Here is a 13,948-nt window from a genome sequence, read left to right on the forward strand (position 1 = left end):
GCGGGGCTCACTCGCTTCGCTCCTTCACTCCTCGCGTTCGCACCCACGATCAGAGTCCGCCCAGCCGGGCGTCCCGCGCGGCGGCCATCTTGCTGGGCAGGCCCCAGAGCTGCACGAAGCCCTTGGCGAGGGACTGGTCGAAGGTGTCGCCGGTGTCGTAGGTGGCCATGCCGAAGTCGTAGAGGCTGGCCTCCGAGCGCCGGCCGGTGACGGTGGCCCGGCCGCCGTGCAGGGTGAGCCGCACCTCGCCGGAGACGTGCTGCTGGGCGTCGTCGATGAACGCGTCGAGGGACTTCTTCAGCGGCGAGAACCAGAGGCCGTCGTAGACCAGCTCGCCCCAGCGCTGGTCGACGCCGCGCTTGAACCGGGCCAGGTCCCGCTCGACGGTGACCGCCTCCAGCTCCTGGTGGGCGGCGATGAGCGCGATCGCGCCGGGGGCCTCGTAGACCTCGCGGCTCTTGATGCCGACCAGGCGGTCCTCGACCATGTCGAGCCGGCCGACGCCCTGGGCGCCGGCACGCCGGTTCAGCTCCAGGATCGCCTGGTACGGGGTGACCGTCTCGCCGTCGACGGCGACCGGCACGCCGGCGTCGAAGGTGATGACCACCTCGTCGGCGTCGCGCTCCTGCGCCGGGTCGGCGGTGTAGGAGTAGAGGTCCTCGATCGGGCCGTTCCAGATGTCCTCCAGGAAGCCGGTCTCCACCGCGCGTCCCCACAGGTTCTGGTCGATGGAGTACGGCGACTTCGCCGACACGTCGATCGGCAGCCCCTTCTCCTCGGCGAAGGCGATCGCCTTGTCCCGGGTCCAGGCGAAGTCCCGGGCCGGGGCGATGATCTTCAGCTCGGGGGCGAGCGCGTTCAGCCCGACCTCGAAGCGGACCTGGTCGTTGCCCTTGCCGGTGCAGCCGTGGGACACGATGGTGCCCCCGTGCTTCTTCGCCGCGGCCACCAGGTGCTTGACGATCAGCGGCCGGGACAGCGCGGAGACCAGCGGGTAGCGGTCCATGTAGAGGGCGTTGGCCCGGATCGCCGGCAGGCAGTACTCGGCGGCGAACTCGTCGCGCGCGTCGACCACCTCGGACTCGACGGCGCCGCAGTCGAGCGCGCGCTGCCGGATGGCGTTCAGGTCCTCGCCGCCCTGGCCGACGTCGACCGCGACCGCGATCACCTCGGCGCCGGTCTGCTCGGCCAGGTAGGGAATGGCGACGGAGGTGTCGAGACCCCCGGAGTACGCCAGGACGACCCGCTCGGTCATGGTGTGGTGCTCCCTTCAACGTTCTCTTCCCGGCGGGCCCACGCGGCGAGCTTCTCGCCCAACGCGGCGCCGCCGACGGCCTCGCGGGCCACGACGAGGATGGTGTCGTCGCCGGCGATGGTGCCGACGATCTCGGACAGGCCCGCCCGGTCCAACGCGCTGGCCAGATAGTGGGCCGCGCCCGGCGGGGTGCGCAGCACGGCGATGTTGCCGCTGGAGTCGACCCCGTTGAGCAGCTCGCGCAGCAGCCGGACGAGGCGGGCCGGGGCCGCCTCGGCCTCGCGCAGCGGCCGGTGGCCGTCCTCCGGGATCAGGTAGACGCCCCGCCCGTCGCCGCCGCGCGCGGTGACCGCCCCGAGCTCCTTGAGGTCGCGCGAGAGGGTGGCCTGGGTGACCTGGATGCCGTCACCGGCGAGCAGGTCGGCCAGCTCGGTCTGCGAGTGGATGGCCTTGTCGCGGATCAGCTCGACGATGCGGCCGTGCCGCGCGGCACGGGTCAGCGGGGCGGTCATGATGCCTCCAGGAGAAACGTCAGCAGCGCCTTCTGGGCGTGCAGGCGATTCTCCGCCTGGTCGAAGACGGCGCTGTGCGGCCCGTCGAGCACCTCGTCGGTGATCTCCTCGCCCCGGTGGGCGGGCAGGCAGTGCAGCACGATCACCCCGGCGGCGGCGTGGCCGAGCAGCGCGTCGTTGACCTGGTACGGCAGGAAGGGCGTGATCCGGTCCTGGCCGTCGGACTCCTGGCCCATCGAGGTCCAGGTGTCGGTGGCGACCACGTCGGCCGCGCGGACCGCCTCGACCGGGTCGGTGAGCACCCGGACCGAGCCGCCGGTGCCGGCGGCGATCTTCTCGGCCCGGGCGACGATCTCGGGATCCGGCTGGAAGCCGGCCGGGCCGGCGATCCGCACGTGCATCCCCGCGGTCGCCCCGGCCAGCAGGTACGAGTGCGCCATGTTGTTCGCCGCGTCCCCGACGTACGCCAGGGTGCGCCCGGCGGTGGCGCCGAAGCGTTCCCGGACGGTGAGCAGATCGGCGAGGAGCTGGCAGGGATGGTAGGTGTCGGTGAGCGCGTTGACCACCGGCACGGCGGCGTGGGTGGCCACCTCGGCGATCCGGTCGTCGCCGTGGGTGCGCAGCACGATCGCGGCGACGTAGCGGGACAGCACCCGGCCGGCGTCCGCGAGGGTCTCGCCCCGGCCGAAGTGGGTGACCTGGGTGTCCACCACGAGCGGGTGCCCGCCCAGTTCGGCGATGCCGGCGTCGAAGGAGATCCGGGTGCGCAGGCTCTGCTTGTCGAAGAGCACGGCCACCGACTTCGGCCCGGCGAGGGGCTTGTGGGCGTACCGGTCGGCCTTCATCCGCGCGGCCAGGTCCAGCACCGCGGCCTGCTCGGCGGGCGAGAGGTCGTCGTCCCGCAGGAAGTGCCGGATCATGCGAGGACCTCCGTGGGGGTGGGGGCCGGCGCGGCGGCGTCGAGGGCGGCGGGCAGCGCGGCGAGGAAGGCGTCGGCCTGCTCGGCGCTGAGGATCAGCGGCGGGGCGAGCCGGACCACGCCCGGCTGCACCGGGTTGACCAGGAAGCCGGCCTCGCGCAGCGCGCCGGAGACCACGCCGGAGACCGGCGCGTCGAGCACGATGCCGAGCAGCAGGCCGGCGCCGCGGACCTCGGCGACGAGCGGGTGGCCGAGCGCCTCGACGCCGCGGCGCAGCCGCTCACCGATCCGCTTGACGTGGTCGAGCAGCCCCTCATTGGCAATGGTGGCGACCACGGCGAGCGCGGCCGCGCAGCTGACCGGGTTTCCCCCGAACGTGGTGCCGTGCGAGCCGGGGCGCAGCAGCTCGGCGGCCCGCCCGAAGGCCAGGCAGGCGCCGAGCGGCAGGCCGCCGCCGAGCCCCTTGGCCAGGGTGATCACGTCCGGCTCGACGCCCTCGGCCTGGTGGGCGAACCAGTGCCCGGTGCGGCCGACGCCGGTCTGCACCTCGTCGAGCACCAGCAGCGTGCCGTGCGCGGCGGTGATCCGGCGGGCCTCGGCCAGGTAGCCGGGCGGCGGGACGACGACGCCGTTCTCCCCCTGGATCGGCTCGATGATCACCATGGCGGTGGCGTCGGTGACCGCCTCGGCCAGGGCGGCGGCGTCGCCGTACGGCACGTGGGTGACCTCGCCGGGCAGCGGGCGGAACGGGTCGGCCTTGGCAGGCTGCCCGGTCAGCGCCAGGGCGCCCATGGTCCGGCCGTGGAAACCGCCGTGGGTGGCCACCACGTGGGTGCGCCCGGTGAGCCGGGAGAGCTTGAACGCGGCCTCGTTGGCCTCCGCGCCGGAGTTGGCGAGGAACACCCGGCCGGGGCGGCCGGCCAGGGCCAGGAGCAGCTCGGCCAGGGCCACCGGTGGCTCGGCGACGAACAGGTTCGACACGTGCCCGAGGGTGGCGACCTGCCGGGACACGGCGGCCACCACGGCCGGGTGGGCGTGGCCGAGGGCGTTGACCGCGATGCCGCCGAGCAGGTCGACGTACTCCCGGCCGGCCTCGTCGACCACGACGGCGCCGGAGCCGGAGACGAGCGCCAGCGGCGGCGTGCCGTAGTTGTCCATCATGGCCGCGCACCAGCGTTTCACAAGGTCACTCATCCGGCGCTCACCATCGTTCCGAACCCTTCCGACGTGAATACTTCGAGGAGCGTGGAGTGGGCGACCCGGCCGTCGACGACGTGCGCGGCGGGCACTCCCCCGCGCACCGCCCGCAGGCAGGCCTCCATCTTCGGGACCATCCCCGATTCCAGCCTCGGCAGCAGCTTCGCCAGGTCGTCGGTGGTGATCTCGCTGACCAGGCTGGCCGTGTCGGGCCAGTCGGCGTAGAGGCCGGGCACGTCGGTGAGGACGACCAGCTTGCGCGCGTCCAGGGCGACGGCGAGCGCGGCGGCGGCCGTGTCGGCGTTGAGGTTGTGCAGCACCCCGTCGGCGTCCGGCGCGACCGTGGAGATGACCGGGATCCGCCCGGCCGCGATGAGGTCGGCCACCGCGGAGACGTCCACCGACTCCACGTCGCCGACCTGCCCGATGTCGACCGGCTCGCCGTCCACGTACGCGGGGCGGCGCACCGCCGTGAACAGGCCGGCGTCCTCGCCGGAGAGGCCGACGGCGAACGGGCCGTGCGCGTTGATCAGCCCGACCAGCTCGCGGCCGACCTGCCCGACGAGGACCATCCGGACGACGTCCATGGCCTCGGGGGTGGTGACCCGCAGGCCACCCTTGAACTCGCTGGCGATGCCGAGCCGGCCGAGCATCGCGGAGATCTGCGGCCCGCCGCCGTGCACGACGACCGGCTTGAGGCCGGCGTACCGGAGGAAGACCATGTCCGCGGCGAACGCCCGCTGGAGCTCGGGGTCGACCATGGCGTTGCCGCCGTACTTGACCACGACGGTGGCGCCGGAGAAGCGGGCCAGCCAGGGCAGGGCCTCGATCAGCGTCGCGGCCTTGGCCTGGGCCCGGGTGAGGTCGGCGGTGAGGCTCATGTGGAGTAGGCCGAGTTCTCGTGCACGTACGCGTGCGACAGGTCGTTGGTCCAGATCGTCGCCGCCGCGTCGCCGGCGTGCAGGTCGATCCGGATGGTGACGTCCCGGCCGGTGAGGTCCACCTTGGCCCGGTCCTCGGCGGCGGCGCCGTCCCGGCACACCCAGATCTCGTTGACCGCCACGTCGACGCCGTCCGGCTCGAACGCGGCGGCGGTGGTGCCGACGGCGGCGAGGATCCGCCCCCAGTTCGGGTCGTTGCCGAACAGCGCCGTCTTGACCAGGTTGTTCCGGGCCACCGAGCGACCGACCTCGACCGCGTCGTCCTCGCTCGCGGCGCCGACCACGTCGATGGCGATCTGCTTGGTGGCGCCCTCGGCGTCGGCGATCAGCTGCTGGGCCAGGTCGTGGCAGGCGGCGGTCACCGCGGCGGTCAGCTCGGCCTCGGTCGGCTCGATGCCGGAGGCGCCGCTGGCCAGCAGCAGCACCGTGTCGTTGGTGGACATGCAGCCGTCGGAGTCGACCCGGTCGAAGGTGACCCGGGTGGCGGCCCGCAGCGCGGCGTCCAGGGTCTCCGGTCCGGCCACCGCGTCCGTGGTGAGCACGCAGAGCATGGTGGCCATGGCCGGGGCGAGCATCCCGGCGCCCTTGGCCATGCCGCCGACGGTCCAGCCGCTCCCCCGGGCCACGGTGGTCTTGGGCCGGGTGTCGGTGGTCATGATCGCCTCGGCGGCCGGGTGGCCGCCGTCGCGGGACAGGTCACGCACCGCGCCCCGGACGCCCGGGAGGAGCTTCTCCATCGGCAGGCGCTCGCCGATGAGGCCGGTGGAGCAGACCGCCACCTCGCCGGCGCCGACCATGAGCCGGGGGCTGCTGGCGGTGAGCGCCGCGGCGGTGTGCTCGGCGGTGGCGTGGGTGTCCTGGAAGCCTGCCGGGCCGGTGCAGGCGTTGGCGCCGCCGGAGTTGAGCACCACGGCGCGGACCACGCCGCCGCGGACGACCTGCTGCGTCCAGAGCACCGGGGCGGCCTTGACCCGGTTGGCGGTGAAGACGCCGGCGACCCCGGCGTCGGGGCCGTCGTTGACGACGAGGGCGACGTCGCCGGCGCCGCTGGCCTTGAGGCCGGCGGCCACGCCGGCGGCGCGGAAGCCCCGGGGGCTGGTGACGGTCATGGTGCTACTCCAAACCCGGAGAGTCCGGTGGTCTCGGGGTGGTGGAACATGAGGTTGGCGTTCTGCACGGCCTGGCCGGCCGCGCCCTTGCCGAGGTTGTCGATGGCGCTGACCACGATCACCCGGCCGGAGTCGGCGTCGACGGTGGCCTGGAGGTGGCAGGAGTTGCCGCCGGCGGTGGCGGCGGTGTGCGGCCACGTCCCCTCGGGCAGCAGGTGCACGAAGGGCTCGTCGGCGTACGCCGCCGCCAGCACCTCGCGCGGGTCGGCGTCGCCGGTGGGGACGGCGGTGACGGTGGCCAGGATGCCCCGCGGCATCGGCGCCAGGACCGGGGTGAAGGAGATGCTGGTCGCGCCGGTGGCCTGCTTGATCTCCGGCACGTGCTGGTGGGCGCCGACCTTGTAGGGCGACAGGTCGCCCATCACCTCGCTGCCGAGCAGGTGGGGCTTGGCGGCCCGGCCGGCGCCGGAGGTGCCGGAGGCGGCGACCACCACCACGTCGGCGGGGAAGACCGCGCCGGCGGCGATCAGCGGGGCGAGCGCCAGGGTGGTGGCGACCGCGTAGCAGCCGGTGCTGGCGACCCGGTCGGCCGCGGCGATGGCGGCCCGCTGGCCGGGCAGCTCGGGCAGCCCGTAGGTCCAGGCGCCGGCGTGGTCGCCGCCGTAGTAGCGGGCCCAGGCGTCGGCGTCGCGCAGCCGGTGGTCGGCGCCGAGGTCGACCACCTTGACGGTGGTGGGGAGGGCGGCGGCGAGGGCCGCCGACTGGCCGTGCGGCAGGGCCAGGAAGACCAGGTCCGCGTCGGCCAGGGTGGTCGGGTCGGTCGCCGCGAAGGTGAGGTCCAGCCCGGCGAGCTGCGGGTGTACGGCGGCGACGGGCCGGCCGGCCGAGGCGTGGGCGGTGGCGGCGACCAGGTCGAACTCGGGGTGCCCGGCGAGCAGCCGGAGCAGCTCGCCACCGGCGTACCCGCTGGCCCCGGCGACCGCGACTCGGATGCCCATACTCACCTCCGCATGACTATGCAACGAAGGTTAGCAGCGATGATCCGCCGCTGCAAGTTCATACGGTGTGATGCATGAAGCTGCACGGGCCCGCCCTGGCAGGCGGCGCATCCAGGCGGGGGGTCACGCGCCCCGCTACAACGTCCCGGCCAGCGGCCAGTTCGACCAGTGCGTGGTCGGCGGCAGCGACGGGCGGTAGCGCCCCACGTCGCCGGTGGCCAGCACCTCCGCGAGTTGGCGATAGGTCGCGGTCCCGCTGGGCAGCACCTCGCCGAGGTCGGCCGGCTGGTGCCACTCCTCGAGCCGGAGCACCTCGGGCAGGTCGGCGGGGATCCGCTCGCGAAGCTCCACCTCGTCGGCCAGCAGCAGGTCACGGTGTGCCGGGACGAGCCGGCGCAGCACGTCCTCCAGCCGCTCCCCGGCCGTCCCGTCCACGGCGACGGGGCGACCGCGCACGACAACCGGCACCCCGCCCCGGTACCTCTCCCCGTACTCCTCGGCGGCCAGCTCCGCCATGTTCTCCACCCGGGACAGGAAGTCCTCGTTGCCGAAGCCGGGCTCTCCCCGGGTCAGGCAGTTGCCGAAGACGTGCCGCACGTCGTGCACCTCGAAGGCACGCGGGCTGTAGCCCACCAACTCCACCACGAGCGCCCAGCGGTCGTCGTCCCGGTAGCAGCGCAGCCGGGCGTCGATCGGGTGGTAGTAGCCGTTGTCCGGGTCGGGGAAGCAGGCGTCGTCCGCAGCCCGGTCCCACTGCCGCAGGATGTCCTCGACGTCGATCACGGACGGATCGTAGAAGGGGGAGATGACGGCGGCGCCGCCGACCGCCGACCGGGCGGCACCGCTCGAACAACGGCGACGGCCCTGCGGGTGGTGCACCCGCAGGGCCGTCGTCGTCGGTGCGGTCAGGCGCCGCGCAGGATGGCGCCGAAGCGGCGGGCGGCCTCGGCCACCGCCGCGTCCCGGGCGGCCACCGCCTCCTCGCCCGCGAGGGTCCGGTCCGGGGCCCGGAACGTCAGCTTGTACGCCAGCGACCGGCGACCCGCGCCGAGCTGCTCGGACGCGTACACGTCGAAGAGCCGGACGTCCTCCAGCAGCGGGCCGGCCCCCTCGACGAGGGCCCGCTCCACCTCGGCGGCCGGGACCGACTCGTCCACCACCAGCGCCACGTCGATGAGGGCGGGCGGGAAGGTGGAGACGGCCGGGCCGGCCACCACCGGCGCGGCGGGCAGCGCGTCGAGGTTCAGCTCCATGGCGCTGGTCCGCCGGGGCAGCTCCAGCGTCGCCACCACGTTCGGGTGCAGCTCACCGGCGTAGCCGACCACCGTTGCGTCCACCAGCAGCTCGGCGCAGCGGCCGGGGTGCCAGGGGGCGCGCTCGGCGGCCCGGACGGTGACCCGGTCGGCCGGGATGCCGGCGGCGGCGAGCACGGCCCGCCCGGCCTCGACGGCGTCCGCCCAGCCGGCCGCGCGGCCCGCGCCCCACCAGCCGGCCGGCTCCATCTCCCCGGTGAGCGCCACGGCCACGTGCCGCGGCTGGTCGGGCACCACGGCGTCGGCTCGGGCGAACTCCTCGTCGGTCGGGCGCCGGTCCACGCCCATGGCCGGCGGGGCGCCGGCGCCCGGACGCGGGTGGAACACCGCGCCGATCTCGTAGATCGCCACGTCCCGCTGGCCCCGGCCGACGTTGCGCTTGAGAATGCCGAGCAGCGGGCCGAGCAGCGTGGTGCGCAGCAGCGGCTCCTCCTCGGACAGCGGGTTGGCCACCCGCACCGCGGGGCGGCGCGGGTCGTCGGCCGGCAGGCCGAGCTGGTCGGCCAGCTCCGCGGAGACGAACGGGTGCGCCAGGACCTCGACGTACCCGCGCTCGGCGAGCGACCGGGCGACCGCCCGGCGGCGCTGCTGCTGCCCGGTGAGGCCGCGGCCGGGCGGGGCGGTGGGCAGCACCGACGGCACCCGGTCGTAGCCGTCGAGGCGGACCACCTCCTCGACCAGGTCGGCCGGGTCGGTGAGGTCGGGCCGCCAGCTCGGCGGGGTCACGCTCAGCACGTCGCCGCCGGCCGCGGCGGCCACGCCGGTCTCGCCCGGGTCGTCGCCGAGCCGGTCGGCGCCCCGGGTGACCGTGCAGCCGACCTGCTCCAGCAGCTCCACCACCCGCTCCGCCGGGTACGCCACGCCGACCCGCCGCGACGGCAGGTCGACCGGCAGGGTCACCGGGGTACGCGGCCGGACGTGGTCGAGGTCGAGGATCTCGGCGCCGACCGTGCCACCGGCGTGCTCGGTGAGCAGCCGGACCGCCTTCTCCAGCGCGACCAGCGGGAGCGCCGGGTCGACGCCCCGCTCCCAGCGCTTGGCCGCCTCGCTGAACAGCTTGTGCCGCCGCGCGGTGCGGCCCACCATGGCCGGGTCCCAGTGCGCCGCCTCGAAGAGCACGTCGGTGGTGGACGCGACGACCTCGCTGGTCTCGCCGCCCATCACCGCGGCCAGCGAGATGGGCCCGGTGTCGTCGCAGATCACCATGTCCTCGGCGACCAGCCTGCGGGTGACCCCGTCGAGCGTGGTCAGCTGCTCCCCCGCCTCGGCGCGGCGGACCACCAGCGGGCCGCTGATCCGGTCGGCGTCGAAGGCGTGCATGGGCTGGCCGAGTTCGAGCATCAGGTAGTTGGTGATGTCGACCGGCAGCGAGATGCTGCGGATGCCGGCCACGGTGAGCCGGCGGGACATCCAGCCGGGGGTCTGCGCGGTCGGGTCGACGCCGCGGACCATCCGGGCGGCGAACCGGTCGCAGCCCACGGTGTCGCGCACCTCGACCGGGTACGCCGGCTCGGCGGTCGCGCCCGGAGCCGGGATCGCGGCCGGGTCGCGGAACGGCACCCCGAGGGCGTGCGACAGCTCGCGGGCGAGGCCCCGGACGCTGAGCGCGTACCCGCGGTCCGGGGTGATCTCCAGCTCGACCACGACGTCGTCGAGGCCGACCACCGGGCGGGCGTCGTCGCCGGGCTTGGCCTGGGTGTCCTCGGGCAGCACGATGATGCCCGCGTGGTCGTCGCCCAGGCCCAGCTCCTTCGCGGAGGTGATCATGCCGGCGGAGGTGCGCCCGTACGTCTTGCGCGCGCCGATGTGGAAGTCGCCGGGCAGCACGCCGCCGGGGAGGATCACCACGACCCGGTCGCCCTGGGCGAAGTTGCGCGCCCCGCAGACGATCTCCTGCGGCTCGCCGGTGCCGTTGGCGGCACCGACGTCCACCCTGCAGAACCGGATCGGCTTCTTGAAGCCGGTCAGCTCCTCGATCTCCAGCACCTCACCGACCACCAGCGGGCCGGTGACGGTCTCCCGCAGGTCCACCACGGAGTCGACCTCGATGCCGAGGTCGACCAGCGCCTGCTCCAGGTCGCCGGTGGGCAGGTCGGCCGGGAGGTCGACGTACTCCCGCAGCCAACTGACAGAAACTCGCATGACTGTTAAACCACCGTCTCCGTAACTCGTGCCCGCACCGTCAGACCCCGAACGCGCGGGTGAACCGCACGTCGCCCTCGGCCATGTCCCGCATGTCGCTGACCCCGTGCCGGAACATCACGGTCCGGTCGATGCCCATGCCGAAGGCGAATCCGGAGTAGACCTCCGGGTCGATGCCGCAGGCGCGCAGCACCCGCGGGTTCACCATGCCGCAGCCGCCCCACTCGACCCACCGCGGCCCGTCCCGGTGCTCCGGGAACCAGACGTCGAACTCGGCGGACGGCTCGGTGAACGGGAAGTAGTGCGGCCGGAACCGGGTCTTCGCGCCCTCGCCGAACATGGCGCGGGCGAAGTGGTCCAGCGTGCCGCGCAGGTGCGCCATGGTGATGCCCTTGTCGACGACCAGACCCTCGACCTGGTGGAAGACCGGGGCGTGGGTGGCGTCGAGCTCGTCGGTGCGGTAGACCCGGCCGGGCACCACCACGTAGATCGGCGGCTTGCGGGTCAGCATGGTGCGCGCCTGCACGGGCGAGGTGTGGGTGCGCAGGACCAGCCCGGAGCTCTCCGCACCCGGCGCGGGTGCGATGTGGAAGGTGTCCATGAGGCCGCGCGCCGGGTGGTCGGCGGGGATGTTCAGCGCGTCGAAGTTGGTCCACTCCAGCTCGACCTCGGGGCCCTCGGCCACCTCGTAGCCCATCCCGATGAACAGGTCGCTGATCTGCTCCATCAGGGTGCTCAGCGGGTGGCGGGCGCCGCGCGGCCGCCGGTCGTAGGGCAGGGTCACGTCGACCCGCTCCTCGACCAGCACCCGCTCGGCCTGCTCGCGCTCCAGGATCTCCTGCCGGGCCGCGTACGCGCTCTCGATGGCGCGGCGGGCCTCGTTGACCCGCTTACCGGCGTCGGACTTGGCGGCCGGCGGCAGCGCGCCGATCTCCCGGCGCGCCAGCGACACCGGGGACCGGTCCCCGAGGTGCGCCGGGCGCAGCGCGGTCAGCGCGTCCGGGTCGGCGGCGGCGGCGAACGCCTTCTCGGCGTCGGCCACGGCCGCGGCCAGGGCGTCCGGGTCGAGCAGGGCGACCTGCTTCGGGTCGTACGGATCGTTGCGGTAGCTCATGGCGTACGGGCACTCCCTCACGGCGGCGCCGGCCCTCGCGGGCGGCTAGGCGAGTCTACGGACGCGCGGCTTCGCCGCAGCCCGCCGGTGGGAGATCGCGCAGGAGGAAGGGTCAGGCCCGCCGCCCGCCGACACCGGCGGGCTGGCTAAACGAACGCCGAGGCGCGTTCATCATCCGGCTGACTCCCCTGCTGTGTGGCCGCGCGGACCCGCGGGTCGGCGCAGCGCTCTCGCTGAAGCGTACAGGCAGACGGCCGCGGCCGCAGCCAGGTTCAGGCTCTCGGCGCGCCCGTGCAGCGGCACCCGGACCCGGGCGTCGGCCGCGGCGGTCAACTCCTCGGGCAGCCCGTGCGCCTCGGAGCCGAAGAGCCAGGCCGTCGGGGCGGCGAGCCGCCCGGCGTCGGCGAGGTCGTCGAGGTCGCTGTCGCCGTACCCCGTCGTGGCCAGGACAATGAGGCCGGCGGACCGCAGCGCGGCGACCACGGCGACCGGCCCGGTGGCGCGCACCACGTCGACGTGGAAGAGGCTGCCGGCGGAGGCCCGCACGCACTTTCCGTTGTAGGGGTCGACGGCGTCACCGGCGAAGATCACCGCGCCGGCGCCGGCCGCGTCGGCGGTGCGCAGCACGGTGCCGGCGTTGCCCGGGTCGCGGATCTCGGCGAGCACCGCGACCAGGCGCGGCCCGCGCGCCAGGGCGGCGTCCAGGGGTACGTCGAGGTGCCGGCAGACGGCGACCAGGCCCTGCGGGGCCACGGTCTCGGCCAGCGCGGCGAGCGCCTCGTCGGTGACCTCGGAGACCGGCACGTCGGCCCGGGCCGCGTGCGCGGCGAGGTCGGCGTGCCGGTCCAGGGCGGCCGGGGTGCCGAACAGCTCGACCACGGTGCCGGCGCGGGCGAGCGCCTCGCGGACGGCCTGCGGCCCCTCGGCCAGGAACCGGCCGGTGGTCTCGCGGTCCCGCCGGCGCTGGAGCCGGCGGGCGGCGACCACCCGCGGGGTACGCGGGGTGAACGGGCCGGGAACAGCGTCGAGGCGCCTCCCGTGCGGTGGTGACGGCATGGGAGACGCCTCGATCTGCTGGTACGGGTGGGTCAGGCGGCCTGGGCCGCGGCGCCACCGGTGCCCTCGGCCGCCACGGCGGCGCGGGCCAGCTCGACGATCGCGGCGAACGCCGCGGCGTCGTTGACGGCCAGGTCGGCCAGGATCTTGCGGTCGACCTCGATGCCGGCCAGGCGCAGGCCCTGGATCAGCCGGTTGTAGGTCAGGCCGTTGGCCCGGGCGCCGGCGTTGATCCGCTGGATCCAGAGCTGCCGGAAGTCGCCCTTGCGGTCACGACGGTCCCGGTAGGAGTACTGCATCGAGTGCAGCACCTGCTCCTTGGCCTTGCGGTAGAGCCGGGAGCGCTGACCGCGGTAGCCGCTCGCGGTCTCCAGCAGGGTACGACGCTTCTTCTGGGCGTTCACAGCCCGCTTGACGCGTGCCATCTCAACTCCTTCTTCGGTTCAGGTGGCGCGCGTCAGCGGCCGAGCAGCTTCTTGATTCGCTTGGTTTCGGCCTTGGCCAGTTCGACCGTGCCGGTCAGCCGCCGGGTCTGGGTGGAGGGCTTCTTCTCCAGGTTGTGGCGGAGGCCGGCCTGCTGGGCAACGATCTTGCCCTTACCGGTCACCTTGACCCGCTTGCCCATACCCGTGTGGCTCTTCATCTTCGGCATGTGGAACGTCTCTCCCTGTTACTGGCCGCTGGTCTCAGCGGTCGGGCCGGTCTCACCGGCTGCTGCGGTCTCGCCGGCCGCCGGGGTCTCGCCACCTGCCGGGGCGGCCGACTCCTCCGCCGCGCGGTCGCGGGGCCCGCCGCGGGACGCCGTGGCGGCGACCGCGGAGGCCTTCACGGCCCGGTGCGGAGCGAGAACCATGATCATGTTTCGGCCGTCCTGCTTCGGCGCGGCCTCGACGTATCCCAGGTCCGTGATCTCGGACTCGAGCCGGCGCAGGAGCCGGTAACCCAGCTCCGGGCGGCTCTGCTCGCGACCGCGGAACATGATCGTCACCTTGACCTTGTCGCCCGCCTTGAGGAACCGCACCACGTGACCCTTCTTGGTCTCGTAGTCGTGCGGGTCGATCTTCGGCCGGAGCTTCATTTCCTTGATGACGGTCTGCTGCTGGTTACGCCGCGCTTCGCGCGCCTTCAGTGCGCTCTCGTACTTGAACTTGCCGAAGTCCATGAGCTTGCACACCGGCGGGCGCGCCATCGGCGCAACCTCGACCAGGTCCAGGTCGACGTCCGCGGCCAGCTGCAGGGCGCGCTCCAGCGGGACGATGCCCACCTGCTCACCCTCAGGGCCGACCAGTCGGACCTCACGTGCCCGGATCTGCTCGTTCACGCGTGGTTCGACGCTGATGGGGCCTCCTCGAGTCGAGTCTCCTACGGTGCCGACTCCGCGGGCTCCCGGAC

Annotated in this window: 14 protein-coding genes; all 14 read right to left on the reverse strand. The window is 74.1% G+C overall.

Features of this window, described 5'->3' with window-relative positions:
• Nucleotides 1–49: 49 nt before the first annotated feature.
• The 14 genes from ACW0Q9_RS04955 to infC all read right to left on the reverse strand — a co-directional run bounded on the left by ACW0Q9_RS04955 (nucleotide 50) and on the right by infC (nucleotide 13,877).
• The gene (locus ACW0Q9_RS04955; protein WP_456178738.1) at nucleotides 50–1,255 is read right to left on the reverse strand and encodes an argininosuccinate synthase; all 1,206 of its coding nucleotides are present in this window, start codon (nucleotides 1,253–1,255) and stop codon (nucleotides 50–52) included.
• Nucleotides 1,252–1,767 carry an arginine repressor gene (locus ACW0Q9_RS04960; protein ID WP_254330987.1) on the reverse strand — a complete coding sequence of 172 codons (516 nt, stop codon included), beginning with the start codon at nucleotides 1,765–1,767 and terminating at the stop codon, nucleotides 1,252–1,254. The genes ACW0Q9_RS04955 and ACW0Q9_RS04960 overlap by 4 nt, the downstream gene beginning before the upstream one ends.
• Nucleotides 1,764–2,687, reverse strand: a complete 924-nt coding sequence (gene argF / locus ACW0Q9_RS04965) for an ornithine carbamoyltransferase (protein ID WP_456178739.1) — start codon at nucleotides 2,685–2,687, stop codon at nucleotides 1,764–1,766. The genes ACW0Q9_RS04960 and argF overlap by 4 nt, the downstream gene beginning before the upstream one ends.
• Entirely contained in the window at nucleotides 2,684–3,880 is a 1,197-nt protein-coding gene (locus ACW0Q9_RS04970) for an acetylornithine transaminase (protein WP_456178741.1), read from the reverse strand. Before ACW0Q9_RS04970 ends, argF begins: the two co-directional genes overlap by 4 nt.
• A complete protein-coding gene (gene argB / locus ACW0Q9_RS04975; RefSeq protein WP_456178743.1) occupies nucleotides 3,877–4,764 on the reverse strand; it encodes an acetylglutamate kinase in 888 nt (295 codons plus the stop codon). The genes ACW0Q9_RS04970 and argB overlap by 4 nt, the downstream gene beginning before the upstream one ends.
• Nucleotides 4,761–5,933 (reverse strand): bifunctional glutamate N-acetyltransferase/amino-acid acetyltransferase ArgJ, encoded by a 1,173-nt coding sequence (gene argJ / locus ACW0Q9_RS04980; protein ID WP_456178745.1) that lies wholly within the window; start codon nucleotides 5,931–5,933, stop codon nucleotides 4,761–4,763. Before argJ ends, argB begins: the two co-directional genes overlap by 4 nt.
• Nucleotides 5,930–6,931 (reverse strand): N-acetyl-gamma-glutamyl-phosphate reductase, encoded by a 1,002-nt coding sequence (gene argC, locus ACW0Q9_RS04985; protein WP_456178747.1) that lies wholly within the window; start codon nucleotides 6,929–6,931, stop codon nucleotides 5,930–5,932. The genes argJ and argC overlap by 4 nt, the downstream gene beginning before the upstream one ends.
• A gap of 135 nt (nucleotides 6,932–7,066) precedes the next feature.
• Complete coding sequence (locus tag ACW0Q9_RS04990) at nucleotides 7,067–7,714, reverse strand: DUF7003 family protein (RefSeq protein ID WP_456178748.1); 648 nt, start codon at nucleotides 7,712–7,714, stop codon at nucleotides 7,067–7,069.
• A gap of 122 nt (nucleotides 7,715–7,836) precedes the next feature.
• Complete coding sequence (gene pheT, locus ACW0Q9_RS04995; RefSeq protein ID WP_456178749.1) at nucleotides 7,837–10,386, reverse strand: phenylalanine--tRNA ligase subunit beta; 2,550 nt, start codon at nucleotides 10,384–10,386, stop codon at nucleotides 7,837–7,839.
• Nucleotides 10,387–10,426: 40 nt separating this feature from the next.
• Nucleotides 10,427–11,500, reverse strand: a complete 1,074-nt coding sequence (gene pheS / locus ACW0Q9_RS05000; protein WP_456178750.1) for a phenylalanine--tRNA ligase subunit alpha — start codon at nucleotides 11,498–11,500, stop codon at nucleotides 10,427–10,429.
• 171 nt (nucleotides 11,501–11,671) lie between these two features.
• A complete protein-coding gene (locus ACW0Q9_RS05005; protein ID WP_456178751.1) occupies nucleotides 11,672–12,556 on the reverse strand; it encodes a TrmH family RNA methyltransferase in 885 nt (294 codons plus the stop codon).
• Nucleotides 12,557–12,588: 32 nt separating this feature from the next.
• Complete coding sequence (rplT, locus tag ACW0Q9_RS05010; protein ID WP_091263835.1) at nucleotides 12,589–12,981, reverse strand: 50S ribosomal protein L20; 393 nt, start codon at nucleotides 12,979–12,981, stop codon at nucleotides 12,589–12,591.
• 32 nt (nucleotides 12,982–13,013) lie between these two features.
• Entirely contained in the window at nucleotides 13,014–13,208 is a 195-nt protein-coding gene (gene rpmI / locus ACW0Q9_RS05015; RefSeq protein ID WP_148426695.1) for a 50S ribosomal protein L35, read from the reverse strand.
• A gap of 18 nt (nucleotides 13,209–13,226) precedes the next feature.
• Nucleotides 13,227–13,877 (reverse strand): translation initiation factor IF-3, encoded by a 651-nt coding sequence (infC, locus tag ACW0Q9_RS05020; protein ID WP_355351524.1) that lies wholly within the window; start codon nucleotides 13,875–13,877, stop codon nucleotides 13,227–13,229.
• Between the last annotated feature and the right edge of the window lie 71 nt (nucleotides 13,878–13,948).

It is taken from the genome of Micromonospora sp. I033 (assembly GCF_053890995.1).

Bases quoted from the DNA above. Each gene is read 5' to 3' on its own strand.
- argB (WP_456178743.1), bottom strand. From the start codon at position 4,764: ATGAGCCTCACCGCCGACCTCACCCGGGCCCAGGCCAAGGCCGCGACG.
- pheS (WP_456178750.1), bottom strand. From the start codon at position 11,500: ATGAGCTACCGCAACGATCCGTACGACCCGAAGCAGGTCGCCCTGCTC.
- argC (WP_456178747.1), bottom strand. From the start codon at position 6,931: ATGGGCATCCGAGTCGCGGTCGCCGGGGCCAGCGGGTACGCCGGTGGC.
- argJ (WP_456178745.1), bottom strand. From the start codon at position 5,933: ATGACCGTCACCAGCCCCCGGGGCTTCCGCGCCGCCGGCGTGGCCGCC.
- pheT (WP_456178749.1), bottom strand. From the start codon at position 10,386: ATGCGAGTTTCTGTCAGTTGGCTGCGGGAGTACGTCGACCTCCCGGCC.
- ACW0Q9_RS04960 (WP_254330987.1), bottom strand. From the start codon at position 1,767: ATGACCGCCCCGCTGACCCGTGCCGCGCGGCACGGCCGCATCGTCGAG.
- rpmI (WP_148426695.1), bottom strand. From the start codon at position 13,208: ATGCCGAAGATGAAGAGCCACACGGGTATGGGCAAGCGGGTCAAGGTG.
- ACW0Q9_RS05005 (WP_456178751.1), bottom strand. From the start codon at position 12,556: ATGCCGTCACCACCGCACGGGAGGCGCCTCGACGCTGTTCCCGGCCCG.
- ACW0Q9_RS04955 (WP_456178738.1), bottom strand. From the start codon at position 1,255: ATGACCGAGCGGGTCGTCCTGGCGTACTCCGGGGGTCTCGACACCTCC.
- rplT (WP_091263835.1), bottom strand. From the start codon at position 12,981: ATGGCACGCGTCAAGCGGGCTGTGAACGCCCAGAAGAAGCGTCGTACC.
- argF (WP_456178739.1), bottom strand. From the start codon at position 2,687: ATGATCCGGCACTTCCTGCGGGACGACGACCTCTCGCCCGCCGAGCAG.
- ACW0Q9_RS04970 (WP_456178741.1), bottom strand. From the start codon at position 3,880: ATGAGTGACCTTGTGAAACGCTGGTGCGCGGCCATGATGGACAACTAC.